Here is a 19,575-nt window from a genome sequence, read left to right as displayed (position 1 = left end):
GGTGGTGACGGCGGGGTGCGGGCCGCTGAGCGCCCGCCTGGAGCTGGCCTTCACCCCCGGCGGCCTGCTCACCCTCACCACCACCTGGCGCAACGACTCCGAGCACGAGATCACCGACGTGGCGGCCGGCCTCCTGCTGCCCCTCCCCTGCGCCGACGCCCACGTCACCATGCCCGGCGTCCTCTACAACGGCAACCCCTCCTCCGACCCGTGCCGCCGGGTCCCCCGCATCGGCCCCGAGCCCGGCGACGGTTTCGTGTGCGAGGAGCACCGCCTGCCCATTCCGGCCGTCAACGCCGCCTGGAACGACCGCTACGTCAGCCTGTTCTCCCACCCCACAGTCCGCCGCGCCCAGGACGGCACGGTCACCTACGACTCCCTGGGGGTGATGCGGTCACCGGGCCTCACGGTGGCGGCCATGAGCGGCGTGATCATGTTCGACGGGAAGCCCGACGTCTGCTACGTCAGCAAGGCGGAGGTGGCGGACCGGCCGATCGGCTACCGGGACCTCGCCCCCGGAGAGACGATCAACACCCGTCACACCCTCGACTGGGGCCAGGTCGAGCCGCGCGGCCTCGGCTTCAGGACGCTCGTCCGCACGGCCCCGGAGCTCTACCACGACCCCGGCGCCCGCCCCCTGTCCCGCGAGGACATCGTCCGGCTCAAGACGACCGCGATGGACGCGCGCTGGGCGGGCGACGGCTACCTCGCCTACGCGGGCACCCGCCACGGCAGGCCCAGGTCCTACCTTTACGGCTGGACCGGCCAGTGCCTCAAGCTCGCCCGCTGCGATGCCCTGCTGGGCCTCGATGGCGACGAGGCCGAGCGGGTCGAGCGCGCCCGCCGCGCGGCAGGCTTCTACGTCGAGGGCAGCCGCACGCCGATCCCCGGCCTGCGCAACGGCCGCTACCTGCTGGACGACGACGCCTGGCAGCCGTTCCGCAAGGACGGCGCGGAGTTCGTCTCCAGCCGCGCCCACGGCGAGACGATCGCCGACCTGGCCGAGATCGCGCTGCAGTTCAGGGGCGCGGGCCTGCCGGTGCCGCCCGCGTGGGAGGAGGCGGTGGAGGACGCCGCCGCGTTCTTCTGGCGTACCCGGTTGCCGGAGGGCGTCGTCCCGCTCGGCTGGGCCCCGGACGGGACCCCGTTCTCACCGCTGGTCGGTGCCGCGGGGATCGCGTGCGTGCAGGCCATGCTGGGCGCGTACCGGCTGAGCGGGGAGCGGGTGTGGCTGCGCCGCGCCGAGGAGGTCCTGGGCCGCTACCACCGGCTGCACGCGGCCACGTTCGAGCGGCCCTTCGCGCACGCCACGCTGGACGCCTCCGGGGAGGACAAGGAGGCCGGGATGTACTACTTCCTGGCCGCCTTCGAGCTGTACCGCCTCACCGGGCGAGAGCCGTACGCCCGGTGGGCGGAGGCGGCGGCGGACTGGCTGCTGACGTTCGTGTACGTCTGGTCGCCGGAGTTCGACGAGGGCAGCACGTTCCAGCGGCGCGGGTTCGCCGCGTGCGGCTGGCCGGCGGTGAGCGTGCAGAACCACCACCTCGACGTGTTCTTCCCGGCCTCCGAGCTGATGGAGTTCGGCCTGTCCACCGGCCGGCCCCGGTACACGGAGCAGGCCGGCCGGATCCTGCACGCCATGGGCCAGGGCATCTGCCGGGAGCCCGGCGACTGGGGGTTCGAGACGCCCGGTGAGCAGGGCGAGGGCTTCTTCCAGACCAACTGGCAGCGCAAGGGCGAGGCGAACACGTGGAACCCGTCCTGGGTGATCGCGCTGCCCCTCTACCACGCGCTGCGCACGAGGAAGGTGCGATGAAGGAAGCAGAGGCGTGGCAGTACGCGGACGAGATCCGCGCCCGCGTGCGGCCGCCGGAGTTCCCCGACCGGTGGTTCGACGTCACCGACTTCGGTCCCGCCGAGATGTGGACCGGCTCCTTCCACGCCGCCATCAAGACGTGTCACGAGGCGGGCGGCGGGCACGTCCGGGTGCCCGCAGGCACGTACCCCACCGGCGCCATCCACCTGCTCAGCAACGTCGACCTGCACGTGGAGGGGGGCGCGCGGATCCTGTTCAGCACCGACCCGGCGGACTACCTCCCGGCCGTCTTCACCCGCTTCTCCGCCATCGAGTGCTACAACTACTCGCCCTTCATCTACGCCTACGGCCAGGAGAACATCGCGATCACCGGCAGCGGGGTGCTCGACGGCGGGGCGGGCCCCGAGCACTGGTGGCCGTGGGTGGGCACCCCGGAGTTCGGCTGGCGGCCCGGCACGCCGCACGAGGCCGCGGACTGGGCGGAGCTGCAGCGGATGGCCGCGGACGGCGTCCCGGTCGCGGAGCGGATGTTCGGCGCGGGCCACTACCTGCGGCCGAACATGATCCAGCCGTACCTGTGCCGCAACGTGCTCGTCGAGGGCGTCCGGATCGTCCGCTCCCCCATGTGGGAGATCCACCCGGTACGGTGCGAGAACGTCCTGGTCAGGAACGTGTCGATCCACTCGCGCGGCCCCAACAACGACGGCTGCGACCCGGAGTCGTGCCGGTCGGTGGTGATCTCGGGCTGCGTGTTCGACGTCGGCGACGACTGCATCGCGATCAAGGCCGGGCGCGGTCCTGATGGGCGGCGGGTCGGGGTGCCGTGTGAGGACGTGCTGATCGAGGACTGCGACATGCGCTATCGGTACGGCTCCGTCGCGATCGGCACGGACACGACCGGCGGCATCCGCAACGTGTTCGTCCACCGCTGCCGCTGGGGCGGGCCGGGTCTGTATTTCGGGCTCTACATCAAGACGAACTCGGTACGCGGCGGCTTCGTGGAGAACGTCTTCGTGCGGGATGTGGAGATCAGCGAGCTGACCAAGGAGGCGATCTCGATCGACCTCTACCACGGGGACGGGCACGCGGGCGATGACAGCCCGCTGGTGCGCAACATCAACGTGACGGGGATGCGCAGCGACCGGACGCGCAGCGCGTACCTGCTGCGGGGCTATCCGGAGCAGCCGCTGCGGGACATCGCGGTGAGGGACAGCACGTTCGCCCGGGTGGAGCGGGCGGACGTGGCGAGCGACGTGGAGGGACTGTCCGTCACGGGCGTCATGGTGGGCGGGGTCCCGGTCGAGCCGGTGGACGAAGTCTGACGGCCGGGCCGACGCGGACAGGCGGTGACGTGTGACGGCCTGGCCGGCACGGGCGGGCCGGACGCTCCCACGCCGACAGGTCAGCCGCCCAGGATGCGGGCGAGCGCGTGCAGGGTCTCCGGGTCCGTGCCGGGGGGCGGGGAGACGCGGAGCACGGGCTCGCGCAGGTCCAGGGGTGCCCTGGCGACGGGCGCACCGCCCACCAGCAGGCCCGCCCGGGCCGCCCGTGACCTGGCGTCCTCGGCGGACCCTCCCGGCGGCGGCCTGAGGGTGACGATGGCGGAGGGCTCGTCGAGCGGTTCGACCACCCGCCAGTCCCCGGCTCCGTCCAGGATGCGCCGCGCCGCGCCGCCCAGGCTCGCCAGGTGGGCGTATACGGCGGCGGGGCCGAGGGCCTGGTGTTCCAGCGCGGCGACCCCGAGCCCGGCCCGGGCCGCGATCGCCCCCTCGGAGCCCTCGTATCGGATCGCCCCGGCCACCGGCTCCGGGCGGCCGACTGCCCCGAAGCGCCCGCCGAGCTCCAGGCGGCCGTCCGTCCGGACATGCCCGCCGAACTCCGGACCGCCGTCTGTCCAGACGTGTCCGCCGAGCGTCGGAGCGGCGGCATCCATGTCCGCCGTGAGGCCGGGCACGATCAGGAAGCCGGCACCGCGCGGCCCGGCGAGCCACTTGCGGGAGGTCCCCACGTAGGCGGTGGCACCCACGCCGCCGACGTCCACCTGGCCGATGGACTGGCAGACGTCCAGCACCAGCGGGACCCCGGCTGCCCGGCACAGTGCCCCGATCTCCCTGGCGGGCTGCACGACGCCCCGGTGTGAGGCGATATGCACCACGCTGACCAGGTCCAGCCCGGCGGCCAGCCGGGACCGGAGCCCGTCCAGGTCGAGGCGGGAGTCGTCGTCCACGGGCAGTTCGACGAGCGTCCAGTCGCGCTCCTCGGCCAGGCGGCGCAGCAGCATCAGCGTGCTGCCGTACTCGGTGCGGGCGAAGCCGACGCGACTGCCCGGCGGCAGGCGCCAGCCGCCGAGCAGCACCGCCATCGCCGCCGTCCCGCTCTCCATGAACGCCACGTCGGCGGGACCCGCGCCGACCAGCGCGGCCAGCGCCGACCGCGCCGCGGCCAGATCCGGCTCGGCCGCGTAACCGCCGCGCTCGCGCTCCAGCCGCAGATGTGCGACGACGGCGTCGAACACGCGGTCGCTGGGCACGTTGCAGCCGGCGGCGTCCAGGTGACCCGGCGGCACGACGGACCGCGCCGCCCGCCAGGTCTCAGCGACGGCGCACCGACTCCCGGCGATCGCACCTCCGGCAAGGCTGCCCTCAGCGGCCACGGTCTCGCCCGGAGCCGGGCCGAAGTCGCTCAGCGGTCACGCCTCGGCCAGGAGGAGGGCGAAGTCGCCGGACGGGTCGGTGTGCCAGTGGCGCACCGCGAAGCCCGCGGCGGCCAGCTCGCCCCGCAGCCCGTCCGGCCGGAACTTGGCGCTGATCTCGGTACGCATCTCCTCCCCGTCCGCGAACTCCACGGTCAGGCCCAGCCCGCCGACCCGTACCCGCATGGCCCTGGACGCCCGCAGCCGCATCTCGATCCAGTCGTTGCGCTCGTCGTACAGCGCCACGTGCTCGAAGGCGTCCGGCTCGAAGTCGGCGTCCAGCTCCCGGTTGATCACGTGCAGCACGTTGCGGTTGAAGGCCGCCGTCACCCCGGCCGCGTCGTCGTAGGCGGCCACCAGCCGCTCCCGGTCCTTCACCAGGTCGGCCCCGAGCAGGAACGTGTCCCCCGGGCGGAGGGTGTCGCGCAGCTCCTTCATGAACACCGCCCGCGCGTCCGGATCGAGGTTGCCGATGGTGCCGCCCAGGAAGGCCACCATCCGCCTGCCCGTCCGCGGCAGCAGGCCCAGATGCCGCTCGAAGTCGGCGCACACGGCCCGTACGCCCAAGCCCGGATAGAGGCCGGCCACTCGTTGCGCGGCGGCCGCCAGCGTGACCGCGTCCACGTCGACCGGCGTGTAGCCGCGCAGCGTCCCCGCCGCCGTGAGGGCGTCGAGCAACAGTACGGTCTTCTCGCTGGTCCCCGACCCGAGCTCCACCAGTGTGTCGGCGCCGCTGGCCGCGGCGAGCCCGGCGGCCCGCGCCCGCAGGATGGCCAGCTCGCGCCGCGTCGGGTAGTACTCGGGCAACCGGGTGATCTGCGAGAACAGATCGCTGCCCACCTCGTCGTAGAACCACTTCGGCGGCAGCCACTTGGGCGTCGAGCTCAAGCCGGCCCTGACGTCGTGTTCGAGGGCCAGGCGCAGGTAGTCACGGTCAAGATGGTTGATCAGATGCACAGTCGACTGGCTGACGGGCACAGGGGCCTCCTGGGAAGAAAGGGTCACAACGGCTGGACGCGTACGCCATCGGGAGAGGCGAGCAGCAGGCTCCGCTCCGGCACGGCCTGCCAGCCGGGCAGGTCGTCGAGCGGCTCGCTCGCCACGAGCACGCCGTCCTGGGATCGCTGGCAGAAGAGGGTGTCGCCCCAGACGGTCGCGGCGAGCGAGGCGCCGTCGCAGGCGAGCAGGTTCAGGCGGGCGCCGGGGTCCTTGGCCCCGGCGTGGGCGACGACCTCGGCCAGGGCCTCGCCGAGCGCGAGCCCGGCGCGCAGCCGCTGGAACGCGGCGGCGGCGAGCCAGGCGGAGTCGCAGGCGCTCTCGGCGCCGTCGGCGAGGTCCCGGACCGCGTCCCGCGCGACGCGGCCGTTGTGGCTGAGCAGCCACGGCCCGTCGGTGAACGGCGCGGTGGCGGTCTCCTCGACCGGCATGCCGGTGGTGGCGCACCGTACGGCCGCCAGCAGGCAGCCCGAGCGGGCGACCTGCGCGAGCGCGGGCAGGTTGGCGTCGGCCCAGATCGGTACCGAGCGGCGGTAGCGGACGGGATCGGCCAGTGAGGGGTCGTACCAGCCCATGCCGAAGCCGTCGGCGTTGACCGTGCCGTGCCGCTGCCGCCTGGGGGCGTACGACTGCTTGAGCAGGCCGTGCTCGGGGTCGTGGATGAGCGTGGCGAGGGGGCGGGGCGCGCCGAGCCAGGCCGCGTGGCGGCACATCTAGTGCCGCTCCGCGGTACGGGCGCAGCGGAATCCGGTGAAGATCTGCCGGCGGATCGGGTAGTCCCAGTTCCTGAACGTGGTGCGGACCGCGGCGGGGTCGGCCGCCCAGGAGCCGCCGCGCAGCACGCGGTAGTCCTGGCCGAAGAAGACCTCGCTGTACTCCCGGTACGGGAAGCTGCGGAAGCCGGGGTAGCCGTCGAACCAGCTGCCGGTCCACTCCCACACGTCCCCGACCAGCTGCTCGGCCCCGTACGGGCTCGCCCCGGCCGGGTAGGCGCCGAGCGGCGCGGGCCTGGCCGCGCGATGGCCCAGGTTGGCGAGGTCGGGCGTGGGGTCCTGGTCGCCCCAGGGGTACTTGCGTGCCCGGCCTGCCGCGGCGTCCCAGCCGCAGGCCTTCTCCCACTCGGCCTCGGTGGGCAGCCGCTTGCCCGCCCAGCGGGCGTAGGCGTCGGCTTCGTACCAGGACACGTGCTGGACGGGTTCGTCCATCGGCACGGGCTCGGTACGGCCGAAGCGGCTGCGCCACCAGGTTCCCTCATCCTTGGCCCAGAACAGCGGGGCGAAGACGCCGGTCCGTTGCCGCCACTGCCAGCCCTCGGGCGTCCACCAGCGCGGGTCGTGGTAGCCGCCGTCCTCGATGAACGCGGCGTAGGCGGCGTTGCCGACGGGGAGCCGGTCGATCCAGAAGGCGGGCAGGTCGACCCGGTGGGCGGGGCGCTCGTTGTCGTAGGCCCAGGGCAGCGTGTCGGTGCCCATCAGGAAGGGACCCGCGGGAACGTACACCTCCTCGGGGCCCGCCGGACGGCCCGGCGGCAGGGCGCCGTCGCGCACCGTGCCGGGCTGTTTCGACAGCTGGAGCGTGGCGAGCATCGTCTCGTCGTGCTGGTGCTCGTGCTGGATCACCAGGCCGAAGACGAAGCCGTCGCGGTGCAGGGGGGTGGGGTCCTCCAGATCGATGGCGTCCAGGACGTCGAGCACGCGGCCGCGTACGCCGTCGATGTACTGGCGGGCCTCGGCCGGAGGAAGGAACGGCAGGGAGGGACGGTCCTTACGCGGGGTCTTGAAGGCGTCGTAGATGTCGTCGATCTCGGGCCGGAGCGGCGTGATGCCCCCGGCCTCCCGCAGCACCCACAGCTCCTCGTAGTTGCCGACGTGCGCGAGATCCCACACCAGCGGCGACATCAGCGGCGAGTGCTGGCGTACCAGCAGGTCGTCGTCCGCCTCCGTGTAGGCCAGCGACCGGCCGCGCACGGCGAGCAGCTCGGCCGCGATGCGTTCCTTGAAGTCGTTCATATGTGTCCCTCCAGCCAGGCCGACAGGCGCCGCCCCGGTCCTCTCGCCAGATCCATCAGGTCGGCCGCGGGGGAGCGGCCGGGCGTCACGTGCCGGTCGGCGAAGGCGGCCACCTCGCCGACCAGGCCGGGGGTCGCGCCCAGGCGGGGCAGCGCCTCGATCGCGGCGCGGAAGCAGACGTCGGCGGCGCGGGCGAGCCGCGGGTCGGACAGCCCGCACCGGGCGGCCTGCCGCCACAGCTCCCCGTACGGCTCCGCGGCGGCCAGCGCGGCGTCGGCGGCCCGGTCGTCGGTGACGAGGGCGCAGGTCACGGCCACGCACACCGGCCAGCTCGCCGGGTGCTGGGCGTCGAGGTAGCGGATCTCCAGCCAGCCCCGCGGCCGCACCGGGGGGAACACCGTCGTGGCGTGGTACGCCAGGTCCTCCAGGGTGAGCGGACGCTCGCCCGCCACCAGCCGGTCGCGGAAGGTCGATCCGTCGCGAACCGGCCGGCAGCCGTCCTCGCCCTCCCGTACCAGCATGAGACGGGCGTCGAGCAGGTAGTCCGCCCAGTCGGCCGCCGGGTCGCCGGACGCGCGGACGGGAGCCGTCCTGGTGGGGTCGAGGTGCTCCCACACGGCCTGGCGGCCGGACATCCAGCCGCACGGGCGGCCGCCGCTGAGCGGGGAGTTGGCGAAGGCCGCGGTCAGGACGGGGCCCAGCAGGTGCGCCCGGTCCCACCGCTCCTCCGGCCGCTCCCCCAGGTCCAGGTTGACCTGGATCGACGCCGTCGAGCACATCATCAGCGGCCCGTACGGCACGCCCAGGAACTCCGCCATCGCCTCGTACCTCGGCAGGCGGAGCTGCCGCCGGGCGGGCCGCAGCGGATCCAATCCCACGCCCGCCAGCGCCAGGCCGGCGTCCGCGAGGGCGCGGCGGGCGACGGCCACGTCGGCGGCGAGGCCGTCGATCGCGCCGGTCAGCGGGCCCGCGGGGCCGGAGAGCTCCAGCTGACCGCCCGGTTCGAAGGTCACCCGGCTCCCGCCGGGCAGCGCGGGCAGGGCCCGCTCGACCTCGTCAAGCGGTACGTGCCGGGTGGCCTTCGCCCGGTCGTAGACCAGGAATTCCAGCTCGATGCCCACCCGGTTCTCGTCGGTGGCGCGGAAGCACCGGCGGGCGAACTCCGCCACCTCCGAGGCGTCCTTGAGGGGCGTGCCCTCGGCGGTCAGCCCGATCATGGTTTCCCCCTCGCGTGGCGCATGGGTCTATAGACCCGCGAGCCACGAGAGCGTTACAGGGAAATTTCAGGAACGCCGGTGATTTCTGAAGGCGGACATCAGCCGCTCGCGCGTGCCGGACGACAGCTTCTCCGGGGGCTGGTCGCCGAGCGCCCGGACGGTCGTGCGGAACTGGTGGAGGTAGTTTCCGCAGTCGCCGCAGCAGGCCAGATGGGCCTCGACCCCGGCGCGGGAGGGGTCATCGAGGGCGTCGTCGAGGTAGGCGGTGATGAGTTCCGCCAGCTCGTCGCACGTGAACCGCTTCACGACGGTGACCGCCTTACCCTCTGTGACATAAGCCGTTCAGCCTATTCTGACTGCTTGACCGACTGGAAGTAGCCCTCCAGCCGCCCGCGGACCGCCGCCCTGGCGCGGTGCAGCAGGACCCGCTGGTTGGCGGCGGAGATCTCCAGGATCTCGCAGACCTCCTCGGAGGTACATCCCTCCACGTCACGCAGTGTGATCACGATTCGCTGCCGCGGCGGGAGCCCGGCCAGGGCTTCACCGATCAGGCCGCGAACCTCCGCGGCGAGCGCCTGGTTCTCCGGCGTCGGCCAGGCCGCGGGTGACTCCTTCCAGCTTCCCGGCAGGGCGGCGTCCACACCGTGGAACCGCGAGGGGTCGACGGTGGGGCCGGCGTCCTGTTCCAGGGCGCTCCACGGCAGTGTACGGCTCTCGCGCACGCTGCGCTTCTTGGCCGTGTTGACGAGGATGCGGTAGATCCAGGTCTTGACCGACGAGCGGCCCTCGAAGCCGTCGATCGCGCCGATCACCGCCAGCCAGGTGTCCTGCACCACCTCTTCCGCCGAGTCGTCGGTGGAGACGTACGATCTGGCCACCCGCAGCATCCCTCGCGACCAGGTGTCGAGCAACGTCGCGAACATCGCCTCATCGCCCGCCCGCAGGGCCGAGACGACGATGTCATCCGGGGGCAGCACGCTGCCCGCGAGAGACCCCACGATCGTTTCCTCCCGGTCGAGCGTTGGGGACATCATCACATCCGGCCGTCCGCCGCTTGCACCGGGGCCGTCCTTGCTTGCGCTCCTTACATCTTGGGGCTCCACTCCATCATGCGGGCTCCGCCGGCGGTCCGCGCGGTGGGATCCGTGCCCCGTGCCACCGGCCGTGAAACCGGGCGCGCCCGGCGACGGCTGCGGTCGAGCCGGGCGCGCCCGGAGATCAGCGCGGGTGCATGGGCGCCCAGACGGTCATCGGCCCGGCGCCCCGGTTGGCCCACGCGTAGTACGGGACGAAGGTGAGCTCGGCCGGGCCCGCGTGCTCGGGCTCCGGGGGTGCGGCGGCGGTGCGGTAGGGGAAGCCGCCGTCGTACTCGCGGTGCACGTGGACCCGGCCGCGTGCGATGACCGGCACCACGTCGGCGGGCAGCCCGGCCACGGCCGTCCCGTCGGCGAGGCCGGGCCCCGCCACGCACAGGTCGTCGACGATCACGCCGGGGTGGTCGGCCTGCTCCAGGCAGTACACGAGGGGGCCGCGCTCGACGGCGACCTGGCCGCGGGCCACGTCCAGCCTGGGCACGGCGGCCGTCAGCCGGGGGCGGATCCCGAGGTCGATCACGACCCGGTCGCCGGCCCGCCACGTTCTGCGGATGCGGTGGTAGGCGCCCGGCTCGGCGGGACGGCCGTCCACGCCGGCCGGGTCCGCCCAGGCGGGGATCCGGGCCGACAGCGTCCACGGCCGGTCCGGGGCCTGCCTGACCACCACCTCGACGCGGCCGGTCCACGGGTAGCCGGTCTCCACCTCCAGCAGCACGGAGCCCGCCCGGACCGTGCCGGGCGCGTACAGGTGCAGCTGGACGCCGTCGCCGTCCTGGGTGGCCAGGTAGTGGTCGAGGGAGGACAGCAGGCGCATGACGTTGGGCGGGCAGCAGGCGGTGCCGTACCAGTCCTGCCGGCCGCGGGCGGGGGCGCGCAGGTCGTCGCGATCGGCGCCGGCGCGCACGCGTAGCGCGTTGACGTAGAAGAAGCGGTCGCCGCCGAGGGAGATGCCGGACAGCACGGCGTTGTAGAGGGTGCGCTCCATCAGGTCGGCGTACGCGGCCTGGCCGGTGGCCAGCAGCATCCGCCACGACCACTGGACGCTGCCGATGGCCGCGCAGGTCTCGCAGTACGCCGTGTCGGGCGCCAGCTCGTGGTGGCCGCCGAACGCCTCGCCGTACCAGTTGGAGCCCAGGCCGCCGGTGAGGTACGTCTTCGTGGCCACCATGTCGCGCCACTGCCGCTCCAGCGCGGCGAGCAGGTCGAGGTCGGACGTCTCGACGGCGACGTCGGTCGCCCCGGCGGCGAGATACATCGCGCGCACCGCGTGCCCCTCGACCGTCGTGGCCTCCCTGACCGGCACCCGGTCCTGGCGGTAGCCGGGGCCGTGGTGGCCCTTGAGCGGGATGAGCGCGTGCCCGCGGACGGCGACGAAGCGGGCGGCGAGGTCCAGGTACGGGCGGCCGCCGGTCTCCCGGTGCAGCTCGGCCAGGCCCATCTCGACCTCCGGGTGCCCGTCCAGCGCTTCCGGGGGCAGCGCCTTGACGAGGTGGTCGGCGAACCGGGTGGCGACCTCCAGCAGCGTGTGGTCGCCGGTTGCGCGCCGGCCGGCGACCGCGGCCTGCATGAGGTGCCCGGCGCAGTAGAGCTCGTGGCTGGAGGCCAGATCGGAGTAGCGCCGGCGGCCGGTGAGCTGGGTGTGCGTGTGGAGGTAGCCGTCGGCGCACTGGGCGGCCACGACCAGCTCCGCCGCCTCCTTGTACGCCCTGGCGAGGTCGTCGTCCTCGGCCCGGCCGCGCTCCCAGGCCACGGCCTCCAGCCACTTGTAGACGTCGGAGTCGGCGAAGACCTTGCCCCTGTGCTCCTTTCCGGGCTCTTCTCGTCTCGCGCCGCGGGCGGCCAGTCTGAGGTTGCCGAAGGCGCCGGAGTCGCGTACCCGCTCGCCGCCCAGCGGGATCGTCACCTCGCGGTTCACGCGCTGCCGCGCGCCCCAGAAACCGCCGCGCACCCGCCCGCGCGTCACGGGGCGCAGGGCCACCGCGGCGCCGGGGCGCGGCGCCACCACCGAGGAGAACCGCTCGTCGCTCATGCCGCCATCCTCTCTCACCTTTACATATCCAACAAGATATGAATATATATGCCCATGTGTCTTGAAGGGAGAGCCATGTCCGGATGGTCTCTGCCGGCCGCGCCCGCCTCCACGAGGCTGCGCCCGTACGACCTGCGCTGCGAGCACCGCTCCACGCCCAGCGGGATCGGCACGCCCGTGCCCAGGCTGAGCTGGCGCCTGGCCTCGGACCGGCGCGGCGACGCCCAGTCCGGCTACCGGGTCCGCGTCCACGGGCCCGGCGGCGTCCTGGCCTCGGACAGCGGCTGGATCGACGGCCAGGACGTCAGCGCCGACTACGGGGGCGGGCCGCTGGCATCGTTCGCGCGCTACCGCTGGCAGGTCGAGGTACGTCCCGGCGGCGCCGCGGCCGAGTCGTGGTTCGGCACCGGGGTGCTGCACGCCGACGAGTGGCGGGCGGCATGGATCGGCCACGACCCGGAGACCGAGCCGCCGTTCGAGCCGCCCACCGACGACCGCGAGCCGCGCAGCGCCCGCACCGCGCACCTGCCGCCGCCCCGCTATTTCCGGCGCGAGCTGGACCTGCCCCCGGCCACCGCGGTCCGCATCGCGTGCACCGCGCGCGGCCTGTACGAACTGCGCGTCAACGGCGCCCGGGTCGGCGACGGCGAGCTGACCCCGGGCTGGACCGACTACCGGCACCGCGTGCCGTACCAGGTGCACGACGTGACGGACCTCGTCGGCGAGGGGCCGGTCTGCGTGGGGGCGGTGCTCGCGGACGGCTGGTGGTCGGGCAGCCTGGGCTGGGACGGCCGCCGGCAGGCGCAACACTACGGCAGGCACCCGCAGCTCCTGGTCCAGATCGTGGCCGACCACGAGGACGGCTCCCGCACGGTCGCCGGCACCGACGCGCGCTGGCGGGAGACCACGGGCCCGCTCCGCCACGCCGACCTGCTCATGGGCGAGTGGTACGACGCCCGCCTCGAACACGACGGCTGGGACCGGCCCGGCTTCGACGACTCCTCCTGGGCGCCCGCCCGCATCGTGGACACCGGCACCGGCGTCCTCGTCCCCTCCCCCGCCGAGCCCGTACGCGTCACGGAGGACCTCGTACCGGTCGCCGTGCGGCCCGCCGGCGACGGCGCGACCATCGTCGATCTCGGGCAGAACATCGCCGGCCGGGTGCGCCTGACGATCCGCGGCGCCCGGGAGGGCGCCCGTGTCACGCTCCGCCACGGTGAGGCGCTCGACGACGGCCGCCTCTACACGGCCAACCTGCGCTCCGCCGAGGCCACCGACCACTATGTCGCCGCCGGGCGGCCCGTCGAGACGTTCGAGCCGCGCTTCACCGTCCACGGCTTCCGCTACGTCGAGATCACCGGCCACACCGGCGACCTCGACGTCGTCGGGCGGGTGCTGCACTCGGACACGCCGGTGGCGGGCGAGTTCTCCTGCTCCGACGCCATGGTGCGGCAACTGGCGAGCAACATCCGGTGGAGCCAGCGGGGCAACTTCGTCTCCGTGCCGACCGACTGCCCGCAGCGCGACGAGCGGCTGGGCTGGACCGCGGACGCCCAGGTGTTCCTGCCCACCGCCTGCTACAACGCCGACGTGGCGGCGTTCTTCACCGGCTGGCTGGCCGACCTGCGCTGCGCGCAGACCGCGGAGGGGGCGGTGCCGGACGTGGTGCCGCACGTGATGACGGAGCGCCACGGCACGCCCGGCTGGGGCGACGCCGCGACGATCGTGCCGTGGCACCTGTACCGGGTCTACGGGGACGAGCGGGTGCTGCGCGACAGCCTGCCCGGCATGCGGCGGTGGGTGGACCACGTCGAACGCCACAACCCCGGCCTGATCTGGCGCGACCGGGTCGGCAGCCACTACGGCGACTGGCTGCAGGCCGGCGCGCGAACCTCCAGGGACGTGCTGGCCACCGCGTTCTTCGCGCTGAGCGCCGCCCTGACCGCGGAGGCCGCCGCCGTGCTGGGCGACCGGGCCGTCTCCGAACGGTACGCGGGCCTGCGGGCGCGGATCGGGGAGGCGTTCGCCAGGGAGTTCGTGTCACCGGATGGGCGGATCACCGGCGACACGCAGACCGGCTACCTGCTGGCGCTCGCCCACGACCTGGTGCCCGCCGGCCTCGTCCCCGCCGCCGTCGGCCACCTGGTGTCCGACCTGGAACGCCGCGGCCGCCGCCTGACCACCGGCTTCGCCGGGGTGGGGCTGCTCGGCCCCGTGCTGTCCGCGCACGGGCGCCACGACCTGGCCTACGCCCTGCTGCACGACGACCGGTACCCGTCCTGGGGGTACTCGATCAAGCGGGGCGCGACCACGATCTGGGAGCGGTGGGACGGCTGGACGGAGGAGTCCGGCTTCGGGCCGGTCGCGATGAACTCGTTCAACCACTACGCGCTGGGCTCGGTCGGGGCGTGGCTGTACAGCGGGGTGGCCGGGATCGGGCAGGAGGAGGACTCGGCCGGGTTCCGGCGGCCGCTCGTCCGGCCGCTGCCCGGCGGGACGCTGACATGGGCGGCCGCCTCGTACGACACGCCGCTGGGGCGGTTGAGCAGCCGGTGGGAGCTGGACGGCGACGAGCTCAGGTTGGAGGTGCGCATCCCACCCGGCGCCGTCGCCACCGTCCACGTGCCCACGACCGACCCCTCTTCGGTACGCGAGTCCGGCGCCCCGCCGGCCGAGGTCATCGGCATGACCGGCTCGGCCCTGGTCTGCCGGGTGCGGTCGGGTCGCTACGAGTTCACTGCGGCGTGGGCGCGATGACCAGCGGCGGCGACAGCCGCCGCGCCCGCGCCACCAGGTGACGGGGCGGATCAGGAGCCCGGGGCGGGGAGCTGGATGGCCGGTTGCGGCCGGTGGATGCCGCGCGGGCGGTAGCCGAGCGCGTCCGAGACGCCCAGGTAGTCGGCGAGCAGCCAGATGATGGCCAGCCACATCTCGGTGCCCTGCAGCCCCGGCGTGCGCGTCGCGCCGCTCCCCCCGCTCAGGGCGAAGCTGAACCCCGCCCCCTCGCGCCAGCCGCCCAACGCGCGGACGAGCCGCTCCCTGGCCCACGCCGCGCCCTCCGCACGGCGGTACGGCGTCTGCCGGCCCGCCAGCCAGAGCGGGTGGATGACGTCGAGGACGTTGCACGCGTTCCCGGTGTCAGGGCGGAAGTAGCGCGGGTCGCGGGCCTGGGCGAGCACGGTGTCGATGGCCCGCTCGGGGTACGGCAGCGGCATCCCGAACTGCGCGAACGTCCCCCGCGTGAGCCGGTAGAACCCGTTGACCACCTGCATCCACCCCGCGTCCGAATCCGGCTCACCCCACATCCCGTGGGCCGGCGCGCACCTCGTCAGGAGCCACCCGTACAGGGTTTCGAGCTCGCCGTGCAGGCCGAAGTCGGCGAGGTTGCGATAGAGACCGGTGCCGACGGTGTCCACCCATGAGCCGGACGCCCACGCCTGCCGCTTCCAGTCGAGGGCGTCGAGTGCGGCGATGAGATCCTTCGAGCCGAGCTGGGCGACGGCGTGGACAGGGTGCTGGAAGCGGGTTTCGAGCAGGTCGAGGGCGTAGCCGACGCAGAGCACGTGGTACGCCGTGACCCCGTCGAGCGCCGGCGATCCGGTCGCGCCGATCTCCGGGACCAGGCCGGTGGCGGGGTCCTGCCGGTCCCGCAGGAAGGCGACGATCTCCTCCCGCGCCGGGACGGGTGGCGGTCCGCCGAGCAGCAGGTCCGCGATCTCGACGGCGTCGCACCAGGCGCGTACGGTGGGCTCGGCGTCCGGGCGGTCCACGTAACGCTCGCCCGTCCAGCAGCGGCTCAGCACGGCCTCGGCCTGGTCCCTGGCACGGGCGGCGAAGTCAGCCAGCAGCCCCGCCAGGTCGCCGCCCGCCACGTCCTGCCCGCCGTCGCGCGAAGCGGCGGGGGTGCGGGGGGTGCGGCGGTCGCGGATCTGGCGGGCCGGGTTGCCCGCGACCATGGCCCAGGCGGGCACGTCCTTGGTGACCACCGCGCCCGCCCCGACGACGGCGTGATCGCCGATCGTCACCCCGTCCAGCACGACGACGTTCGACCCGATCCACACATCGTCCCCGACGCGGATCCCCTTCGAGGTGATCGCCTGGCGGAAGACCGGGCGGTCCGGCGCGGCGCTGTGGTTGAAGCCGAGCAGGGAGGTGTGTGCCCCGACCCGTACGGCGTCCCCGAGCACCACCCGCCCCCGTGCCACCGAGTACGGGTTGAGCGTGCAGTCATCCCCCATCACCACGTCGTCGGTGACGTACGCGTGAGCCGCGATGTAGCAGTGCTCCCCCATCCGCAGCCGATCCGCGTACACGGCCGCCAGCGGCGAGATGAACACCTTCTCCGGGACCTCGAGATCCATCCTCGCCCGCAGCTCCGCAACGTGGCACGCCTGCGCCAGCCGGTCCTCCTCGGTCGCGTGGTCCCAGAACAGCCACGGGCAGAAGTCGAACTGTGTCATGTGAGCAATATCCTCTCCGTCGTCCCAAGGGGCTCAGTCCGCGACGGCCAGCGTCATCGACCAGGAGTAGCGGCGGACCGCCAGCCGGTACCTCCCGGGCAGCGCCGGCCCGCAGGAGGCGCTGCCGATCCCCTGCTGGCCGTGGTCCAGGTTCAGCCACACCCTGCCCGAGTCGCGCAGGTCGTGCGGGCGGGCGGCGGCCTGCAGGGCCTCGCTCGTCCAGCGGCGCGCGGCGAAGTCCACGTACGGCTCTCCGTCCACGCGCACGGTCGCCAGTCCCGGGCCCGACACCTCCAGCCGGCGGGTCTCGATGTGGTTGCCGTTCTCCTGCGGCACGACGTACGGCGTCTGGAGCGCGTCGATGGGCCGGGCGAACCGGCCGACGCGGGCGGCGGCCCGGCTGTCGGCGTACGACTCGCCGGGGCCGAGGCCGAACCACGTGACGTCGGTGTAGCCGCCGGCCAGGGCGAACCTCGCGCCCATCCGGGGCGGGCTCACGCTGAGGTGACCGAAGGCGGTGTCGTGCCAGTCGCCGACGGGGTCGGCCTCGATCGTCAGGTGCAGCGCGCCGTCGTCCTGCCGGTGCCAGGTGTACGTGGTGCGGAACCCGAGGGTCCGCGTCGCCGGGCCGCTGCGGCCGCGTACCACCAGGGTCCGGTCGTCCGGACGCTCGATGCCGTCGCTGCGGTGGAGGAAGCGGTCGAGCCCGACGGCCTCCCAGTCGGCGGCCAGCGCGTTTCTGGCGCCCTGGCCGCGGTCGTTCTCGATCGGCGCCCGCCACACGTCCAGCACCGGCCCGTCCAGCTCCACATCCTCGAGGCGAACCAACCGCCCGCTCCGCCCATCGAACGCCGCCCCGCCCAGCCACACCACACGCGAGCCACCGATCCGGGCCGTCGTCCTATCCTCCGCGCGACCGGACACGACACCGCCCGACGGGCCGGCCGGCAGGGCGGGCGGAGCGATGTCCGGCGAGTCATGTCCCGGTGTCGGCAGAGGGCTGCGGCAGTGGCTGCCGTGGCCGAGTTCAGCCTGGCCGAAGGCGACCACGTGGCCGGCTGGTGCCCAGCGGGTGGCGGTGGCGAGCACGGCCTCGATCGTGATCCAGGTCTCGCCCTCCGCCGCGATGTCCATGGCGGGCAGCGGCACCCGCACGGTCTCGCGCGCCCCGCAGCGCGGCACAGGCAGCGGCCCCCCGCTCACGAACACCCCGGCGCCGCCCGCGGGCCCACCCTCCACGTCCACGGACCCGCCGACGCCCGCCACGGGCACGCCATCGATCTCCACCCACCACCGAAACGCCAAGTGACCGAGATCGATCATGTCGTGCTTGTTGGTGACGGCCACCTCCCCCGCCACCACATCCACCACGATCCCGACGGGCTCGATCGCCTTGGCCAGCTCCGCCAGCCCAGGCGACGGCGTGCGGTCCGGGAACAGCAGCCCGTCCAGGCAGAACCGGCCCCCGTTCGGCCGGGCGTCGACGTCCCCGCCGTGCATGAAGTACCGGCGACCGAGCTCATCCCACCCGGTCAGACCGTGATCGATCCACTCCCACACGAACCCCCCGCAAAACCGCTCGTACGCCTCCAGGATCGCCTGGTAGTCGGCCGGCGACCCCGGCCCGTTGCCCATGGCGTGGGCGTACTCGCACAGCAGGAACGGCAGCCCGCGCCGCCGAACGTCCTCGGCCGACTCCGGGACGACCCCGTCGGGTGTGCGCTCCTTGCGCTGCCCGATGCGCTCAAGATCGTCCAGCGACGGGTACATCAGGCTGTAGAAGTCGGAGTGGCTGTAGCTCGGATCGCGCTCATAGTGGAGCGGCCGGCCGGGGTCGCGGCGCCGGATCCAGCGCTCGATGTCGCCGAACGCCTGCCCGCTCCCGCTCTCGTTCCCCAGCGACCACACCACCACGCTGGGATGGTTCTTGTCGCGCTCGACCATGCGGCGGGCGCGGTCGAGGAGGGCGTCGCGCCACATCGGCTCGGCGGGCGGGTTGCCCTCCCAGCCCGCGTAGATGAAGCCGTGGGTCTCGATGTCGCATTCGTCGACCACCCACAGCCCGTACTCGTCGCACAGCCGCAGGAACTCCGGGTGCGGCGGGTAGTGGGCGGTGCGGACGGCGTTGACGTTGTGCCGTTTCATCAACTCGATGTCGCGGATCATGGTTTCGCGGTCCAGCGCCCGGCCGCGGTCGGGGTGGTGCTCGTGCCGGTTGACGCCGCGGAACAGCACCGGCACCCCGTTGATCAGCAGCCGCCCGCCGGCGATCTCGACGGTTCTGAAGCCGATCGGGAGAAAGATCGTCTCACCGGCCGCCGAGAGGGTGCCCCGGTAGAGGCGCGGATGCTCGGCGCTCCACGGCTCGACGGCCGGGATCGTGACCTCCTCGCCCGTGGGGACGGCCAGCCCGAGCTCGGGGATCTCGACCAGGCCGGGGGCGTCTGCGGTCACCATGAGGGCACCGGAGCCGGTCGCGGCGTCGTAGGAGGCGCGGACGGTGAAGTCGTCGATGCCGCCCTCCGGCCGGGCCAGCAGCTCCACGTCGCGGAAGATCCCCGGCAGCCACCACATGTCCTGGTCCTCCAGGTAGCTGCCGGACGACCAGCGGTGCACGCGTACGGCGAGCAGGTTGCCGCGCGCCCGGACGAGCCCCGTCACGTCGAACTCGAACGGCAGCCTGCTGCCCTTCGAGTGGCCGAGCAGGTCGCCGTTCAGCCACACGGTGCCGCAGGAGTCCACCCCCTGGAAGCGCAGCACGTTCCGGCCGTCGGGCCAGCCGGCGGGCAGGTCGAAGCGGAGCCGGTAGTCGCCGGTGGGGTTGTCGTCGGGCAGCCGGGGCGGGTCGATGGGGAACGGGTAGGCGGTGTTGGTGTAGAGCGGGCGGTCGTGCCCTTCGAGCACCCAGTGCGACGGTACGCGGATCGTCTCCCATCCGGTGTCGTCGAGGCCCGGGTCCGGCAGGGCGGGTCCGGTGCCCTCGGCCGTACCGGACAGCCGGAAGCGCCATCCGCCGTTGAGCGACAGCCGCGCCGCGTCGGAGACGAAGTCGGCGCGCGGCGCCCGCCGCCCGGAGCCGGGACTGGGGTCCTCGTGGAAATCGTCCATCCGAACATCCCTCCGCTCAGACAAAACGTTTTAACCCTAGCTGGCGTTATCCGCTCACACCATCCCCGAGTTCGCGGCGCGCCCCAGCCGAACACACGACAGGACCGCCATAAACCTCGATGAAGGCATTGACATGTGGCATTGAATAAATATA

Annotated in this window: 13 protein-coding genes; 3 read left to right on the top strand and 10 right to left on the bottom strand. The window is 73.4% G+C overall.

Annotation, left to right across the window (positions count from 1 at the left end; all coding sequences use genetic code 11):
* Both EJK15_RS70555 and EJK15_RS15330 read left to right on the top strand, forming a co-directional pair.
* On the top strand, window positions 1-1,816 hold a 1,816-nt coding region (locus EJK15_RS70555), incomplete at its 5' end, for a hypothetical protein (protein ID WP_171074317.1).
* Window positions 1,813-3,138 carry a glycoside hydrolase family 28 protein gene (locus EJK15_RS15330; RefSeq protein WP_138711084.1) on the top strand — a complete coding sequence of 442 codons (1,326 nt, stop codon included), beginning with the start codon at window positions 1,813-1,815 and terminating at the stop codon, window positions 3,136-3,138. The genes EJK15_RS70555 and EJK15_RS15330, both read left to right, overlap by 4 nt.
* Window positions 3,139-3,218: 80 nt before the next feature.
* Here EJK15_RS15330 and egtE read toward each other — a convergent pair whose 3' ends face one another.
* The 8 genes from egtE to EJK15_RS15290 all read right to left on the bottom strand — a co-directional run bounded on the left by egtE (window position 3,219) and on the right by EJK15_RS15290 (window position 11,853).
* Entirely contained in the window at window positions 3,219-4,469 is a 1,251-nt protein-coding gene (gene egtE, locus EJK15_RS15325) for an ergothioneine biosynthesis PLP-dependent enzyme EgtE (RefSeq protein ID WP_240776996.1), read from the bottom strand.
* Between the two features lie 36 nt (window positions 4,470-4,505).
* A complete protein-coding gene (egtD, locus tag EJK15_RS15320; RefSeq protein ID WP_138711082.1) occupies window positions 4,506-5,486 on the bottom strand; it encodes an L-histidine N(alpha)-methyltransferase in 981 nt (326 codons plus the stop codon).
* 23 nt (window positions 5,487-5,509) lie between these two features.
* Window positions 5,510-6,217 (bottom strand): ergothioneine biosynthesis protein EgtC, encoded by a 708-nt coding sequence (gene egtC / locus EJK15_RS15315; protein WP_138711081.1) that lies wholly within the window; start codon window positions 6,215-6,217, stop codon window positions 5,510-5,512.
* A complete protein-coding gene (gene egtB, locus EJK15_RS15310; protein ID WP_138711080.1) occupies window positions 6,218-7,513 on the bottom strand; it encodes an ergothioneine biosynthesis protein EgtB in 1,296 nt (431 codons plus the stop codon).
* Window positions 7,510-8,730, bottom strand: coding sequence for an ergothioneine biosynthesis glutamate--cysteine ligase EgtA (egtA, locus tag EJK15_RS15305; RefSeq protein ID WP_138711079.1), 1,221 nt, complete (start codon window positions 8,728-8,730; stop codon window positions 7,510-7,512). The genes egtB and egtA overlap by 4 nt, the downstream gene beginning before the upstream one ends.
* Before the next feature lie 66 nt (window positions 8,731-8,796).
* Entirely contained in the window at window positions 8,797-9,036 is a 240-nt protein-coding gene (locus EJK15_RS15300; protein ID WP_138711078.1) for an anti-sigma factor family protein, read from the bottom strand.
* Between the two features lie 41 nt (window positions 9,037-9,077).
* On the bottom strand, window positions 9,078-9,728 hold the full coding sequence (locus EJK15_RS15295) for an RNA polymerase sigma factor (protein ID WP_240776995.1): 651 nt from the start codon (window positions 9,726-9,728) through the stop codon (window positions 9,078-9,080).
* 220 nt (window positions 9,729-9,948) lie between these two features.
* Window positions 9,949-11,853 (bottom strand): glycoside hydrolase family 127 protein, encoded by a 1,905-nt coding sequence (locus EJK15_RS15290; protein ID WP_138711077.1) that lies wholly within the window; start codon window positions 11,851-11,853, stop codon window positions 9,949-9,951.
* A gap of 75 nt (window positions 11,854-11,928) precedes the next feature.
* Between EJK15_RS15290 and EJK15_RS15285 the strand changes: the two genes are divergently transcribed.
* Window positions 11,929-14,610, top strand: a complete 2,682-nt coding sequence (locus tag EJK15_RS15285) for an alpha-L-rhamnosidase (protein WP_138711076.1) — start codon at window positions 11,929-11,931, stop codon at window positions 14,608-14,610.
* Window positions 14,611-14,660: 50 nt separating this feature from the next.
* On the opposite strand, the gene EJK15_RS76290 is transcribed toward EJK15_RS15285, so the two are convergent.
* Both EJK15_RS76290 and EJK15_RS15275 read right to left on the bottom strand, forming a co-directional pair.
* Window positions 14,661-16,313 carry an acyltransferase gene (locus EJK15_RS76290; RefSeq protein WP_138711075.1) on the bottom strand — a complete coding sequence of 551 codons (1,653 nt, stop codon included), beginning with the start codon at window positions 16,311-16,313 and terminating at the stop codon, window positions 14,661-14,663.
* A gap of 33 nt (window positions 16,314-16,346) precedes the next feature.
* Entirely contained in the window at window positions 16,347-19,421 is a 3,075-nt protein-coding gene (locus EJK15_RS15275; protein ID WP_138711074.1) for a glycoside hydrolase family 2 TIM barrel-domain containing protein, read from the bottom strand.
* Window positions 19,422-19,575 lie beyond the last annotated feature (154 nt).

Origin of the sequence: Nonomuraea basaltis, assembly GCF_005893125.1 — a bacterium.
GTDB classification, from domain to species: domain Bacteria; phylum Actinomycetota; class Actinomycetes; order Streptosporangiales; family Streptosporangiaceae; genus Nonomuraea; species Nonomuraea basaltis.
The sequence above is the reverse complement of the archived record's forward strand: the minus strand, read 5'-3'. Positions and strand labels throughout refer to the sequence as shown.

Excerpts from the sequence above, each read along its gene's own strand:
- EJK15_RS15285 (WP_138711076.1), top strand. The coding sequence starts at position 11,929 with ATGTCCGGATGGTCTCTGCCGGCCGCGCCCGCCTCCACGAGGCTGCGC.
- EJK15_RS76290 (WP_138711075.1), bottom strand. The coding sequence starts at position 16,313 with ATGACACAGTTCGACTTCTGCCCGTGGCTGTTCTGGGACCACGCGACC.
- egtB (WP_138711080.1), bottom strand. The coding sequence starts at position 7,513 with ATGAACGACTTCAAGGAACGCATCGCGGCCGAGCTGCTCGCCGTGCGC.
- EJK15_RS15290 (WP_138711077.1), bottom strand. The coding sequence starts at position 11,853 with ATGAGCGACGAGCGGTTCTCCTCGGTGGTGGCGCCGCGCCCCGGCGCC.
- EJK15_RS15275 (WP_138711074.1), bottom strand. The coding sequence starts at position 19,421 with ATGGACGATTTCCACGAGGACCCCAGTCCCGGCTCCGGGCGGCGGGCG.
- egtC (WP_138711081.1), bottom strand. The coding sequence starts at position 6,217 with ATGTGCCGCCACGCGGCCTGGCTCGGCGCGCCCCGCCCCCTCGCCACG.
- EJK15_RS15330 (WP_138711084.1), top strand. The coding sequence starts at position 1,813 with ATGAAGGAAGCAGAGGCGTGGCAGTACGCGGACGAGATCCGCGCCCGC.
- egtA (WP_138711079.1), bottom strand. The coding sequence starts at position 8,730 with ATGATCGGGCTGACCGCCGAGGGCACGCCCCTCAAGGACGCCTCGGAG.